A 14,348-nucleotide genomic window follows, 5' to 3' on the forward strand; every position below is an offset into this window, starting at 1 on the left:
TTTCTTTCCTCTGAACTATGACGTCAGCCTATTAGGCCAGGAGCATTGCGAAGTATCCGAACACGGTAAGCAGGATGCCCGACACGGCATAGCCGACCGGAAATCCGATCCAGGGCACGGAACTCTGGATCTCCACCGCAGCCTCACGACACGGGCCGGAGTGCGACCGTGCACCGGCGACGCCGCCCATCAGCACGGCTGGGTTGATCTTGAAGACGTGAAAGCCGATCGCCCAGACGATGAATGGCGGGATTGTGCAGGCGATGAAGCCGACGATGAAGATTTTCAGTGCGATCGCACCGGTCAGTTGCGCGAGGAGCCCCGCACCGGCATTAACGCCGACGATCGCCACGAAGACAACGAGGCCTAGCATTACAGTTGCTTTGTTGATTTGAAGTGGGCGCGTTGAGCGGCGGCCTGGTGAGCTCTGCGCCAGAAAGACCATGCGATGATGTGTGCGGGTTGAATCCGTTTTCGAGCGAGTCTGATGGCAATGCGGCGGATTTCCTGGATTGACCAACGGATCAGTGGCGGCGTGGATATGTTTTGGCTTTTGCCGGGGGGCGCCGTTTCGTTTTTTTGGGCGGTGGCGGGTTAGCGCGATGTCGGATCGCGGCCATCATGGCGAAGGCGAGCATCACCAGGGACACGTGACGGTGCCAGCCATGCCAGGATCTGCTCTCGTTGTGATCGAGCCCGAACTCGTTTTTCGCGGTTTCAAAGCTGTCCTCGATCGCCCATCGATGGCCTTCGACCGCCACCAGCGTTTCGATGGATGTTCCCGCTGGACACCAGGTGGTGAAGAAGGCGAGGTCATCATCGGCGATGCGACGACGGATCAGCAGACCTCGTGTCCAAAGACCATGATTTGCGCTGTAAAATTCTTCGACCTCGAGATCGGCCAATTCGAGATAGCACCAATCGTGCAGCCGCGGTCCTTTGGTTCCGGCCCCTGCCGACAGGCGTTTCCAATCGGACGCGCGCCGCGTCCGAGCGATGTCCGCGGCCTTGCCGGCGACCGATCGCCGCTTGCCCCAGGATTGAAATACATGAGCGCTGCTGACCCCGAGCACGTAGCCTTTGCCTGCCCGGCGTAATTGCTGTTCGATATCGCCAACACCGTAGACAGTATCACCGGCAACCCACTTGAATGGTACAGACGCGGCTATGGCGCGTGCGATCATGCTCGTTGCAAGCTTTGGCTTGGTCGCAAAGCCGGCACCGGGAGGCACATATGCGGCTTCCAGACGATCTGGATCGTCGGTCCATTCCTTCGGAAGATACAGCGCGCGATCGATGAACGCATGACCGTGGCGCGACACGTAGGCGGCGAAGACGCCGATCTGGCAGTTCGTGATCTTGCCGGCGGAACCAGTGTATTGCCGCGCCACTCCGCACGATGCCTTGCCCTGCTTGAGAAAGCCGGTCTCGTCGATCACGAGCACCGCATCGTCATCCGCCAGGTGCTCAATGACATAGTCCCGGACGATGTCGCGCAGGGCATCAGCGTCCCAATCCCTGCGACCCAGGATCGCCTGTTGCCGCCAAGGACCGGGATCGCCAGCTGCCTCCGCGCGCATCCAACCGGTCTTGCGTTGCTCATCTCCGAGCAGGCTTTCCAGAAACAAGCCTGCATTCCTCGCAACACGATCTTGATTGAACAACGGACGTATCCGTTGCTTGATCTCACGAAGCGACGCCGCCCACAGCGCAAGCGTCTCTTCAATCGACGCTGGCCGCGTCCACGATCTTCGAATCATGGTTGCCCATGGATTCAGAAAACTGCATAAAAGGCAACTGTAGTGCTAGGTCCTCCAGCACATTGCGCGCCGCATTTGGCGTGTTGCCGAAGAAACGCAGCCGCGAGACGACGGACGACACGATCACACCGGACAACAGCAGGCCACCGGCGTTTCCTAGGCCGATTGAGGCGCCGAAGGCCGGGAACGAAATCATGCCGATCAGAAGTCCCAAAATCATGCCTCCGGAGAGTGTGAGGAGGTCGGTAGCCGAATTGGTTCTAGCAATGCGGCCCCACATTTCCGCGAGTTCATTCACGGCGGATTTCAAGCCGACGACCGAGACGATATCCATCCGCTGCAGTTCGGTCTTGAGACCGGCCGGAATCGTCACGCCGCCACGCTCGACCTTGGTGACCTGAAGCTGACCAGCCATGGCTTCGCCGCGGAACGATTCGAAAGTGCGCCCGACGACGTCCTTGTTGGTGATGAGGATTTCGGCCTGGTCCAAGGGAATGCCGAGCGCCTTGGCGTCGGCAACCTCGGTACCGATCAGCCCCATCTTCTCGGTCAGGTGTCCGGTCGAGCCACCAAGCGCTACGATATCGCCCTTCTGCAGCACGAGACCGGGATCGGCGCCGAGCTGTTCGCCGCCTCGGGACACATTGACGATACGATATTCGGGATTGCTCCTGCGGAAATCGGCAATACTAACGCCTACCTGAGCCTGATTTTCCAGCCGGTAGGCACGAAGGCCAAACTGCCGGAACCCGGTCAGGCCACCGCCTTCGAGATCCCTGACGCCGAACTCGGCTTCATACTGCCTCGCCGCCGCCTTGGCATCGACACCCCACCAGCGCGGCAAATACTTGCAGATCAGGATGATGCCGACCGTGCCCCAGATATAAGTGATGCCGTAGGAGAGCGCGATCATGCCGGTGGCGTCCTGGGGCTTCATGCCCTCCGGCAGCTTGACGACACCCGACGTGATTGCCTGCTCGGCGGAGCCGATCGCGGCGGACATGGTCTGTGAGCCCGCAAGCATGCCGCCAGCCGCGCCAGTTGGCAGTGAGAACAGTTTCGTACCGAGCACGACAAGCGCAAGCCCGAGCACGCTCGACACCAGCGCCAGGACAGTAAATTTGAGGCCATCGCCCTTCAGGCTATTGATGAAGGAGGGTCCGACGCGCAAGCCGACGCCGTACATGAACAGGTAATAGAACAGGCTCTTGGCAAAATTGTTTAGTTCCAGCTTCACACCATATAGCGACGCTGTCACCGACAGCGCAGCGCCGACCACGATCGCCCCGGCGACCATGCCAAGGCCGTAACCCTTGATGTTGGCGCGCCCTATCCATACGGCGAGGCCGACAACAAAGAACAGCAGCAGATATGGATTCTGCTGAAGGAATGAAAAAAGGCCCTGCATGGTCGTCATTCCCCCCTTTATGATGCAGCTTTCAGCTTCGGTGCGGCGCCAGGCTTCGGCCTTCCGATCTTCGCCAAGGCTTCGGTGCGTACGAGCTTCAAGCCTTCCTTGGCGTCGTAGCCATGGATCTCCTTCACATCGAGCTTGCGCATGAAGTCGATGGTTTCCTGGGTAATGACCTGGCCCGGCACCATGATCGGGAAGCCCGGCGGATACGGGATCACGAAACTGGCGGAGACGAGATCGGGCCCGGCCTTCAGGCGACGGTCGATCTCGGGGTCGGCGAGACGGATATATTCGCAACCCACCGCGTCATACGCCGCGTAAAATCCGCTGCGGATATCGCCTTCGTTGGTCCTGGTGCCTGCATCGCCACGGAAGCTCGGGTGGAAATGCGAGAAGTTCGGCAGGTCCGGCACATCGGTCATCAGGCTCTTCACCCGCGCCTCGAACGTCTTCTTCGCATTGGCGCCGCCCTGCGTCAGGCCGCGGTCCACTTCACCGGCGATCTCGGCCAGCACCCGCACGAGGTGCGCGACGTCGCTGCGCGTGTTGTTGATGTTGGACTGGAGCAGAACGGAGTTGCGGGAGGTCTTGTTGATCTGGATGTTGTACTCATTCGCCAGGATGCCTTTGAATTGCGTACCGTCGAATCCAGCCATGCCACACACCAGGGTCATGCGGGTCGGATCGAGGCAGAACTCATCGTCATCCAGGCTCTTCAGGGCGGTTGCCCAGTTCGCGCTCGCCGCCAGATAGTCTGTAAAGCCGCTTTGCCGATATTGTGCGGGCACCATGGCGTCCGCACCGAGAATCCGGAAATACTTCGAGATCAGTGCATTGTTGTTGACCGCCCGACGAATGGCGATCGCGATCTCGATCGCATTGGCCACGAGCCCATAACCCTCGAGCTCCATCTGGCGTCTCGAGACGTCGAGACTTGCGATGAGCTGCTGGTTTGGACTAGTCGAGGCGTGGGTAAAGACAGCTTCCTTGAATTGTTGCTCGACGGTATGGAACTCGACATCCTTGACCGACAGCATCGAGCCCTGCCGGATAGCGGACATCGACTTGTGTGTCGAATTGGTCTGGTAGACGCGCAGCCGGATCTGACGCGGATCGGGGATGAGCCGGGTCTTGAGCAGCACCTCGTCTGACGGGTTCTTGCCGAGTTCTGCCTGCTGCTTTTCGTAAGCCGCGACCGATTTCGGGTCGTGCATCCACGCCTCGATCTCGTTGACGGCCCCCATCGCGGTGCGCCGCCTCAGGAATGGCGAAAAGCGCGCAAAGCCGAACCAGGCTTCATCCCACAGGAAGATCAGGTCCGGTTTGATCGCGAGGCATTCCTCCATCACCCGGCGGGTGTTGTAGATATGACCGTCGAAGGTGCAGTTGGTCAGATCAAGCATCTTGACCCGGTCGAGCCGGCCGTCGGCCTTGGCGTTCAGCAGCGCCTGCTTGATGGTCTTCAGCGGCACCGCGCCATACATCGAATACTCCGTCATCGGGAACGCTTCGACATAGAGCGGCTGCGCGCCTGCCAGCACCATTCCGTAGTGGTGCGATTTGTGGCAGTTGCGATCGACGATCGCGATGTCGCCTGGCGCGAGCAGCGCCTGAACGGCCATCTTGTTCGACGTCGAGGTGCCGTTGGTCACGAAGAAGACGCGATCCGCGCCAAGCGCACGGGCCGCCTTGTCCTGCGCCTTCTTGATGTTGCCGGTCGGCTCCAGCAGGCTGTCCAGACCGCCGGTGGTCGCGCTGCTCTCGGCCAGGAACAGGTTCAGGCCATAGAATTCGCCCATGTCACGGATCCAGTCCGATCTGAAGACGGATTTGCCGCGCGCGATCGGCAGCGCATGAAAGGTCCCGATCGGGCGCTGCGCATATTTCTTGAGGTTGTCGAAGAACGGGGTGTCGAAGCGATCCTGGATGCCTTCCAGGATGGAGAGATGAAGCTCCAAAAGCTCTTCGATGGAATAGAAAATCCGCCGAACCACGTTCGCATCGGGGCTTCCAGCCATCTCCTCGACATCGCGATTGGACATCAGATACAGATCAAGCTCGGGGCGCACCCGCTTGATGATATGGGCGAGCCGGAGCGCGGAAGCATCGGACTCATCGTTGAGACCGGCGGCCGTCATCATGGGGCGGAGCACGGCCGCGTTATGGCGCGAGCGAAGGGCAAAGCCTTCGTTGATGATGACGGCCGCGATGTTGGGGTTCAACATCACCGCGCAGAAGGCGTCTTCCAGGCTTCCGACGATGACCGGCTCATAGACGAACGCATCGACAGGACGTCGCAGCTTGCGCCATTCGGTCGCGAGCGCCGACCAGTCGCCGGATGAAAGACCGGTGACGATCAGGGTTTCGAAATAGGGACGGCGTACCGCTTGCTGCCCGAATGTCGGCGGCACGAGGTCGGGAGCCTCCCCATTGCCGTCATCTTTCAGGCTCCAGTCGCCGGCGTGCTGACGGAAGGACCTCGTCGTCAGGGCCTGCGTGATCCGCGTGGCAAGCGAGAGCGACGTTCCGGCGTCTCCGGCTGCGGCCGCTTCCCTCAACGCCGCCATCAAATGCAGGCCGGGATAACCGTGAAACTCCTCCGTCACCGACAGATCGGCCAGCGCGGCATCGTAGTTCGCACGATCCCCGCCTCGAGCCCACACTTTGGCGCCTTCTACCAGATCGCGCCAGTCGTCCGCTCGTCCACCGGGCCCGGAAAGGAATTGATCGATGCGCTTCTGTGCGAGCTTGGCGTCCTTTGACATGACTCTCTCCCGATCCTCGCGAGGGCGTTGGCTCGTTGGATCGTGGCCCCCCGGCCCCCTACTCCTTTGATTCAAGTCAAGGGTCGCGCTCTCTCAATACGAACACGCCAGGCCACCGGTGAATGGTGCACTTCGCAATGCAACAGGACGGCACGGGCGGCTTTGCATTTGATCGGCGCTTAAGCTTTACAGTCGAGGCGGCCGATCCTCGCGGAGATCGGATCGTTCCTCGGCGTTGCAGTCGCCCAGCACGCTGTCGAGTGTCCGGAGCCACTCACCACTGTCCGTCTTCTCCGCCAGTCCTTCCGCCAGCAGCAGATCACGCAACTGCGCATGGGCGCCGACGATGCAGAACGCCACATGACGGGACGCCAGTTCATCATGGAGATCGTGCAACATGCGCGCCCCCGCCAGATCGATGTAGGGAGATGCCGAGAGATCGCAGGCGACCAGCTTGATGTCGGACGCTTTTCGGAGCGCCTGCAAAACCGTCTCCAAGATCGTCTCGGCATTGATATAAAGCAGCGAGGCTTCCGGGCGGAAAGCGATGACGCCAACCAGCGGCTCTACACCCTGGTGGCGGGCGCTATCGGAATAGCGACCCGTTCCGGGAAGCCGTCCGAGAAACGCTACGTTCGGCTGCGACGCGCGGGCCAGCAGCAGGAAGATCGATGCAATGGCTGCCAAGAGGACACCTTGCAAAATCCCAAGCAACAGCACGGACACAAGCGAAATTGCCGCGGCGTAGAAGTCGATCCGGCTGACTCTCCACATGCGAAGCAGCGCGCGGACGTCGACCAGCTTGTAAACGGCGGCAAAGACAACGCCAGCCAACACTGCCTTGGGAAGGTTGGCCAGCAACCCCGTAAAGAAGAGCAGGCAGAGCGCGAGAGCCGAAGAGCAAAACACCAATGCCAGGGGCGTGCGCGCTCCCGCCGTGTCATTAACGGCGGATTGCGACAAGCCGCCGGCAACGGGATAGCCATGGCCAAACGCGACTGCGAGGTTGGCGGCCCCCAAACCCAGAAATTCCTGCTGGACATCGAGGCGGTATCCATGCTTCGCGGCAAAACTCCGGGCCGCCGAAACACCTTCTATATAGGCCAGCAGCAGACATCCGGCTGCGATGGGAAATAGCTCTTCGAATTCCAGCATGCCGAAGGCAGGCACCTCGAAAGCCGGCAATCCTTCCGGGACGTTTCCGGTGACAGGTATGCCCAGGGTTGGAAACCCGAACAAGGTCGCCAAGAGAATCGACACCGCCACCACGGTGAGGCCGACCGGCCTCCCCGGCAGAAACCGTTCGCCGAGGAGCAAGAGCAGGATCGCAACGAGCCCTATTGCCAATACGAACGGGTTGATGTCGGCAAGCTGACCGGCAAGCCGAATTACCCGGTCGAAGAAATTGTGGCCGCCGCCGGCAACGCCAAACAGGCTCGGCAACTGACTCATTATGATTGTGAGCCCGGCCCCCGCCTTGAAGCCGACGAGAATGCTGTCGCTGACCAAACGGACGAGAATGCTCAACCGGAACAACCAGGAGATCACGCAAAGCAGCGCTACGGCACATGCAGCAAGGCTTGCGATCTGTGCGTATCGCGCCGCGTCTGCCCCGGCGAGCGACCCGACGGTACCGGCAATCATGAGCGAGATCGCGGATGTCGGGCCAACCGAAAGCTGGCGCGACGACCCGAACAGGGCATAGCCGAGGCCCCCAAGCATGTAACCGTAAATGCCGACCTGCGGCGGCAACCCGGCAAGGCCCGCATAGGCCAGTGACACCGGGATCGCATAGGTGGCGAGCGTCACTCCGGCGATTGCATCATGGCGCAACCAGGATGGTCTGTATTCAGCAAGCCACTTCGAGGGCGGAAAAATCCGTGTCCAGCCGGTTACCTGAGCCGAGCGGAATCTCATGTGCGCTCCTCAGTGGAGCGTATCTCGCAACGAAGCAAGGCGATCAGCAGTGCGACCACGGGCAGGCCAAGCGCGAGGTCCGGGATACTCTTCGTTGCGTAGGCGCCGACCGCTGCCCCTGCGCCAAACGCGACGCACAATGCTGCAAAGATACCGGGGCGGCGAAACGAGCCGAGTTGTCCGGAGACCACGGCGAATAATCCCTCGATCGCCTGGCGCAGATTGCCGGTAATCATCACCGAGCTGTAGGCCACGCCTTCGACCTTGGTGAAAATTGTGGTCTGCATCGCCGCGACGAACGAAATGCCAAGCGTACCCGCGAGGTCCGGCAGCCGATTGTGCAGGATACCGACCGCGACCAGCAGCACGATTTCGACCAGCGTACTGATCGCGCTGGCCCGGTCCCCTGTGGAGCGACGGAGCCAGGCGGCAATGACGACGCCCACCATGAACGCGGCAATTGGAGGAACAAAGTGAAGCGCTCGCTCCCACTCGCCAACCGTGGCGTAAACCCAGAGCAAGACCAAGTTGGCCGTCTGCGCATTGGCCATGACGCCGTGGATAATCCAGGTATAGGCGTCGATATAGCCACCGGCGAAAGCAAGCAGCAGCGCGATCTGCACCGTTTCATCGCAGCGTATCGGCGGACTGGCGGCAATATCCAGAGAACTCATGTCAAGACGCAGGCTGTCGCGGATCCGGTATGGCTCGATAAGCGACGCCCTCAGGCTTGGTGCGGCTTGATCTGGATCAAGCTTTCCGCGAGTTCCGGGAATCAAATCGATGCACGATCAAACCGCCGCGCCCCCGGTGCTCGGCGTCGCCGTGCCTTACGCCGTCGGCAACGTTGTCCTAACCGTGCTCGGGCCGATCATCGTTGCCTGCACCTTTGTTGGCTGAGCATTTGGTCAGGTTGCTACATCAAGGGAGTCGTAAAATGTGTCAGGAGAACTTACGAAGCCCGGTCGCTGCGCTACTGCTGCTGTTCGCCACCCTGATCACGCCGTCGCGCGCGGACGATCAGGCCAAATCCCGCCCCATCCAGGAAGAGATCTGGGCGCTGCCGCTGCCGCTCCCGATGTTCGCCTATTTGGTGCGGCCGGTCGGCGACGGGCCGTTCCCGCTCGCGATCATGAATCATGGCGTTTCAATGAGTCCGACCGGCCGCAGCTTTTTCCCGCTTGTGGAATTCCGCGACGCAGCCAAGTGGTTTGCCAAACGCGGCTATCTCGTGGTGGCCCCCGTCGGCACCGGATATGGCGCAGCGGCCATCGACATACCCGAGCATGGTCTCTACGGCCCGTTTTTCTCGAAGGTCGGGAAGTGCAGCAATCCCAATTTCCGTGCTCCCGGCCTGGCGGTTGCGCAAGTTGACCTCTGGATCATCGACTACATGACCGCCGAAAAGCGAATCCTGCCGAAGGACGTCATCGTCGTCGGGCAATCCGCCGGCGGGTGGGCCTCGATCGCGCTTTCCAGCCTGAACCCACCCCAGGTCAAGGCGATCATCACCTTCGCCGCCGGCCGTGGCGGGCGTGTCGACGGCAAGCCAAACAATAATTGCGCTCCCGACAAACTGGTGGAGGCGACCGGCGAATTCGGCCGGACGTCGCGCATACCGATGCTGTGGATCTATATCGAGAACGATACCTTCTTCGGCCCTGCCCTGTCCAAACGCATGCATGAGGCGTTTACCGCGGCAGGTGGCAAAGCCGAATACAGGTTGATGCCCCCGTTCGGCAACGATGGGCATTTCTTTATCGGCTCCCCCGACGCCATCCCGATCTGGTCGCCGGTCGTGACGAAATTTCTCGATGAGCAGGGATAGCGAAGGGCCACCACTGGAGGCGCAAATATGACGGGATCACATCGCACCGACCCGCGGCCAGGATGCATTCATGCGATCCCTGCCGTCGCAGCGTTGTTGTTGGCGGGAGCCGCAGGCATTGCGGTCAGCCAGCCGGCCGTGTCGCAACAGAGTTCGACCGCCGCACAGAAACCCGCGGCGACAGAAATCGCGCCCCGCGGCCAGCGAGAGGTAAAGGACATTGCTTATGGAGACTGGAAGAAGCTGTGCTTCAAGCCGGGCGGCGCGAAAATGATCTGCCGGACTTCGATCACCGGCACGTTCGCGACCGGCCAGGTGGCGGTCCGCGTCGATATCGTGGAGCGTGAAGGTGACGCCAATGCGCGGCTGCAGGTGTTCTCCCCCGTCGGCATGTATCTGCCGAAGCCGGCCAAGCTTACGATCGACCAGGGCAAGCCCTATAGTGTGCCTTACACCTGGTGCCTCACCAACGCCTGCATCGCAGGCGCTGTCGCAGACCCGAATATGGTCGAGGAAATGGACTCCGGGCAGACCCTGCGACTGGAATTCGTGGATTCGAGCCTCTTAACGCTCACGACGTCGCTGCCGCTTGGTCAGTTCGCCTCGGTACACAAGGGAGCGGCCGCGCAGACGTTTGAACAGGACATTGATGAATGAGCCAAGGATCGCCTAAGCGGCGGCGACGCGCGCTTTTTCGATGGATTCGATGAGCGAAGGTGCAGCAAACGGCTTGGTCAGGTAGGCTATGCAACCCGACGCGATCGCGGCCGCGCGGTTCGCCTCGCTGTCGTTGCCGGTGATATAGATGACCGGCAGCCTCACCCCTTTCTCCGAGAGAGACCGGCACAGCGCGATGCCCGATTCCCCATTCAAGTTGATGTCGAGGATGAAGCAAAGCGCCTCGCCGAAATCTTCGTGGCAGAGCAGCGCACTGGCCGACTCGAACAATTTTGAATGGAAGCCGTGAACTCTCAGCAGCCGCTTGATGCCCGTGCGCATTGACGGGTCGTCGTCCACAACAAAAATGGACCTGCGTGTTGGCAAGATGTCGCTCTACCTGCAAATTTTCTAGGTTTGGCCATTGCATCCCCCTTTTAACACATCGTCACGAAAGCTTCATACTGTCCTTATGTACAGGATCGTTGGGGGAACGCAGAGCGCAGAGTCAGGATATCGACTAGGTGCTTGAATCACGGTTGGGTTCAAGCATGCCAAGCCGCTCCGCGTTCGAAACCAGTTCGGCAAGCGAATGCACCTGCATCTTCTCCATCACCTGGTGGCGATGCGCCTTCACCGTGCGCTCGGTTGTTCCCAGCTCATAGGCGATCTGCTTGTTGATCTTTCCGCGGACGATCAGATTGAAAACCTGCCGCTCGCGCGGCGTGAGGCTCGCCACCAGCCTGCGAAGGGAATCGAGTTCGTTCCGTTGATGGCGTGCCGACTCGTAGTGCGTCATGGCGCGCTCGATCGCCTCGATCAGTTGTTCTGACGATACCGGCTTGGTCAAAAAATCCTCGGCGCCCGCCTTGATGGCTCGCACGGTCGTAGGCGTGTCGGCATGCCCGGTGACGAAGATGATCGGCAGGATCGAACCGAGCTCGATGAGGCGACCTTGCAGTTCGGGGCCGCTCAATCCCGGTATCTGCACGTCGAGCAGGATGCATCCCGGCTTTTCAACGCCCGGTAAGACGTCCAGCAATTGTTGTGCCGACGAATAGGTTTCGACCTCATAGCCTGCAAGTTTCAGCCGACGCCCGATCGCCGTCCGAAACGAAGCATCGTCGTCCACCACGTGAACCAGGCCATTCAATTTTTCGCCTCCTGGCCGACATTCAAGACCGCCAAAATCCCGCTCCCGCATCGCCTCGATCACCGAGGGTCTCCGTCGCCCTCAAGTGCGCAGGTAAAGCTGCATTCTCAATTCGACAAACAGTTCAACCATTTGGCGGCACGCCGTGGCCGCGATCTTAACGCCTTTCCGCTTGACTAAGGTCAAAGCGTGATCACCGTGGTGCCGGTATGATATCCGTGTCAGGACCGGTCTCATTTCAGGCATCGTATCGCAGTCCTGTCCTTTGGTACAATGAACCTTGAGACAATGGTTCGAAATATCGCCTTCGTCGTACATCAACCTGAGCGGGAGTGGTAAAGCGGCGCCGCATTCCTTGCGGCGAAATATCCATAAAGGCTGAGGAACCATCTCAACGACCAGTTCAGGAGTTGGCCATGTTTGTCCGCATCACGACCGATCCGGCACCCCGTCCCACCTCTCTTGGCGAACTCGGAATAACGAGTGATTCAAACCCAAAAGTCAGTTTAAACGAATTTACCTACAATAAGGGAGCCGAAATCTACGGCGAAAAGGAGCCGGCGGACTACGTCTATCAGGTCAAGATCGGTGCGGTGCGAAGTTATAAGCTGCTGTCCGACGGCCGTCGACAGATCGGCGCATTTCACTTGGCTGGCGACATCTTCGGGCTGGAAAACGGAGGTGAACATCGGTTTACGGCGGAGGCGATCGTGAACACCACGGTTCGCCTTATCAAGCGGCGCAGCCTCGAGATGGTGGCTGAGAGCGATGCCATGGTCTCGCGAAACCTGCTCAGCATGACCACGTGCAACCTGCAGCATGCGGAAGACCACATGCTGCTGCTCGGCCGCAAGACTTCGCTGGAGCGGGTCGCCGCTTTCCTGATCGAGATGGACCGACGACTGACGGCGGCCGGCGTCATGCCTCTGCCGATGTCCCGGCGCGACATCGCCGACTATCTAGGCCTGACACTGGAGACGGTATCCCGGGCGCTATCGCGACTGCATGGACTCGGCGTCATCGGATTCATCAGCACTAATCAGCGCCAGATCGTGCTCCTGGATCGCCAGCACCTCGCTAGCCTCGATCTTCAGAACTGACCGCGGGGGCGCCGACCGACGCGAGGTGCTCAAGCGTCTTGCGCAGCACCTCGAACAGAACGGCCGTTGACCATCCGAACATCAGGATGCCGTTCATCGCGGTCATCGGACCCGTCAGTCGCCATGCTTGCACAGGCGTAATATCTCCATAACCGAGCGTGGTGTAATTGACGAAAGCGAAATAGAGCAGATCGCTGCCGGCCGGCGCCGCACCGACGATCGCATAGGCCAGCGCCCAAACGAAGACCTCCAGCGTGTGCGCCAGCATCAGGACCGCGGCGGTCGCGACCATCACCGCCATCAAGTGCGATCTCGGCCACAGGGTGTGCCGCAACCCCGCGGAGCGGGCAATGCCGACCGCGCCGACGGTCACCAGCGCATGGATCATGATGTTGACCACGCTGATGACGCCGCAAACCAGGAATTGAAGCGCCATAGCCGTCCCACGCTTGATCAGGCCGGCAGAGGTATCTTCGAGCGCCTCGGCCGGCCCTGCAACTACCTTCAGCTCTTTGGGGTGAAGACGCCTGTCGCGGCCTTCATGGCAGACTCGCCCATGGTCCTTGCATGGTCGGTCAGCGAGCGCATCTGGTCCTGGAAAAACTCGGACTGAATCTTGACCGCGTCCTGCATGTCCTTGGCTGTGATCAGCTTATCGCCGAGATCGAATGTCGCGGTCACGTTGCGCTGCATGTAGCCGCAGAACTGCTTGGCCTGGTCGGCGACCGGCAGTGGCGAGGAACTCAGGCCCTTCTCGAGCAGGTCAAAATACTCCGCGCTGGCCTTTCGAAGGCGCCCGTTGGCCTCGGCCAGCATCGCACGGATCTTGTCGGCGGAAAGGTTGGCATCTGACATGACTAACTCCTTTTGAAGAACGCACCCGATCGACTACTTTGAAAGCCCCCCGAACCATGCACCGAAATAACCGGCGTAGAGTGCCGGCAGTTCCAGGTTCATCGAATGCCCGATGCTGGGCACAAGAACGAGCCGGCAGTCCGGCATTGCCGCAGCCATCGCCCGGAGATCCGCCGGAGGAATCCAGCCATCCCACTCGCCCCACAACACCAGGTGTGGATGGTGGATATCGGGCATCCGGTGCTCAAGTTCGCCACTCTCCCGCTCGCGGGTTAGGTTGACCGGCGTGCCGATCCAGATGCCTTCGGAGACACCAAACGTTTGCTCCAGAATTCGTTCGAAGAGCGCCTGGATCTCTCCGAGCCCGTCTCGGAACCTTGGGGTGACGCTCGGCGCGAGACTTTCCGGCACGAACAACGAGGATGCCGCAGTTGCCATCACCGCCCGCGTCAATTCCTTGCTCGCCATCATCGAACGGAAAAGACCGATCTGTTCGGTATTGAACGACATGCCAAGCGGCGTGACCGGATCGAGCGCGAACACCCGCCCGAACCGCTGCGGCTGCATCAGGAGCATCCGCGCGGCAATGATGCCACCGGTCGAATGGGTGGCGAGATGGCAGAACCTGACATCCAGCGCGTCGAGCGCCGCCAGCATGTCCTGAGCATGCTGCTGCATCGAGTAATTGGAATAGTCGGCATTCGGCTTTGGGCGATCGCTTTCGCCACAGCCACGCCAGTCGATTCCGATCGCGCGCAGGCCGCTTGGAAACAGCGGTGCGGCAAGCTCGATCCAGTCCTTGCTGGCGAGATTGCCGTGGATGAAGACGACGGTGACGTCGCCTCTTCCCCATTCCCGCCAACCTAGATGAACCTCGCCCGCCTGCAACCGTGCCATGG

14 protein-coding genes are annotated in these 14,348 nt (G+C 60.5%); 3 read left to right on the forward strand and 11 right to left on the reverse strand.

Annotation, left to right across the window (positions count from 1 at the left end):
- Positions 1-31: 31 nt before the first annotated feature.
- The 6 genes from V1289_RS11935 to V1289_RS11960 all read right to left on the reverse strand — a co-directional run bounded on the left by V1289_RS11935 (position 32) and on the right by V1289_RS11960 (position 8,530).
- On the reverse strand, positions 32-373 hold the full coding sequence (locus V1289_RS11935; RefSeq protein ID WP_334397143.1) for a hypothetical protein: 342 nt from the start codon (positions 371-373) through the stop codon (positions 32-34).
- A gap of 151 nt (positions 374-524) precedes the next feature.
- Complete coding sequence (locus V1289_RS11940; protein WP_334397144.1) at positions 525-1,760, reverse strand: IS701 family transposase; 1,236 nt, start codon at positions 1,758-1,760, stop codon at positions 525-527.
- Positions 1,723-3,168 carry a transporter gene (locus V1289_RS11945; protein WP_334397145.1) on the reverse strand — a complete coding sequence of 482 codons (1,446 nt, stop codon included), beginning with the start codon at positions 3,166-3,168 and terminating at the stop codon, positions 1,723-1,725. Before V1289_RS11945 ends, V1289_RS11940 begins: the two co-directional genes overlap by 38 nt.
- A 17-nt stretch (positions 3,169-3,185) precedes the next feature.
- Positions 3,186-5,939: a decarboxylase gene (locus tag V1289_RS11950; protein WP_334397146.1), complete on the reverse strand. Its 2,754-nt coding sequence runs from the start codon at positions 5,937-5,939 to the stop codon at positions 3,186-3,188.
- 186 nt (positions 5,940-6,125) lie between these two features.
- The gene (locus V1289_RS11955) at positions 6,126-7,856 is read right to left on the reverse strand and encodes a SulP family inorganic anion transporter (RefSeq protein WP_334397147.1); all 1,731 of its coding nucleotides are present in this window, start codon (positions 7,854-7,856) and stop codon (positions 6,126-6,128) included.
- The gene (locus V1289_RS11960) at positions 7,853-8,530 is read right to left on the reverse strand and encodes a YoaK family protein (protein ID WP_334397148.1); all 678 of its coding nucleotides are present in this window, start codon (positions 8,528-8,530) and stop codon (positions 7,853-7,855) included. Before V1289_RS11960 ends, V1289_RS11955 begins: the two co-directional genes overlap by 4 nt.
- 263 nt (positions 8,531-8,793) lie before the next feature.
- Here V1289_RS11960 and V1289_RS11965 point away from each other — a divergent pair, with 263 nt between their 5' ends.
- Together V1289_RS11965 and V1289_RS11970 are read left to right on the forward strand one after the other, a co-directional pair.
- Positions 8,794-9,684 (forward strand): alpha/beta hydrolase family protein, encoded by an 891-nt coding sequence (locus V1289_RS11965; protein ID WP_334397150.1) that lies wholly within the window; start codon positions 8,794-8,796, stop codon positions 9,682-9,684.
- A gap of 27 nt (positions 9,685-9,711) precedes the next feature.
- Positions 9,712-10,341: an invasion associated locus B family protein gene (locus V1289_RS11970; RefSeq protein WP_334397151.1), complete on the forward strand. Its 630-nt coding sequence runs from the start codon at positions 9,712-9,714 to the stop codon at positions 10,339-10,341.
- A gap of 12 nt (positions 10,342-10,353) precedes the next feature.
- On the opposite strand, the gene V1289_RS11975 is transcribed toward V1289_RS11970, so the two are convergent.
- Positions 10,354-10,701: a response regulator transcription factor gene (locus V1289_RS11975; RefSeq protein WP_334407419.1), complete on the reverse strand. Its 348-nt coding sequence runs from the start codon at positions 10,699-10,701 to the stop codon at positions 10,354-10,356.
- A 160-nt stretch (positions 10,702-10,861) separates the two neighbouring features.
- The gene (locus V1289_RS11980) at positions 10,862-11,494 is read right to left on the reverse strand and encodes a response regulator transcription factor (protein WP_334397152.1); all 633 of its coding nucleotides are present in this window, start codon (positions 11,492-11,494) and stop codon (positions 10,862-10,864) included.
- A gap of 416 nt (positions 11,495-11,910) precedes the next feature.
- Here V1289_RS11980 and V1289_RS11985 point away from each other — a divergent pair, with 416 nt between their 5' ends.
- Positions 11,911-12,594 carry a helix-turn-helix domain-containing protein gene (locus tag V1289_RS11985; protein ID WP_334407421.1) on the forward strand — a complete coding sequence of 228 codons (684 nt, stop codon included), beginning with the start codon at positions 11,911-11,913 and terminating at the stop codon, positions 12,592-12,594.
- Here the strand turns inward: V1289_RS11985 and V1289_RS11990 are convergent.
- The 3 genes from V1289_RS11990 to V1289_RS12000 all read right to left on the reverse strand — a co-directional run bounded on the left by V1289_RS11990 (position 12,572) and on the right by V1289_RS12000 (position 14,346).
- Positions 12,572-13,030, reverse strand: coding sequence for a potassium channel family protein (locus V1289_RS11990; RefSeq protein ID WP_334397153.1), 459 nt, complete (start codon positions 13,028-13,030; stop codon positions 12,572-12,574). The two genes, V1289_RS11985 and V1289_RS11990, sit on opposite strands and share 23 nt — an antisense overlap.
- A gap of 68 nt (positions 13,031-13,098) precedes the next feature.
- A complete protein-coding gene (locus V1289_RS11995) occupies positions 13,099-13,449 on the reverse strand; it encodes a phasin (protein ID WP_309179399.1) in 351 nt (116 codons plus the stop codon).
- 33 nt (positions 13,450-13,482) lie between these two features.
- Positions 13,483-14,346, reverse strand: coding sequence for an alpha/beta fold hydrolase (locus V1289_RS12000; RefSeq protein ID WP_334397154.1), 864 nt, complete (start codon positions 14,344-14,346; stop codon positions 13,483-13,485).
- Between the last annotated feature and the right edge of the window lie 2 nt (positions 14,347-14,348).

Origin of the sequence: Bradyrhizobium sp. AZCC 2289 (assembly GCF_036924615.1) — a bacterium.
Classification (GTDB): Bacteria; Pseudomonadota; Alphaproteobacteria; order Rhizobiales; family Xanthobacteraceae; genus Bradyrhizobium.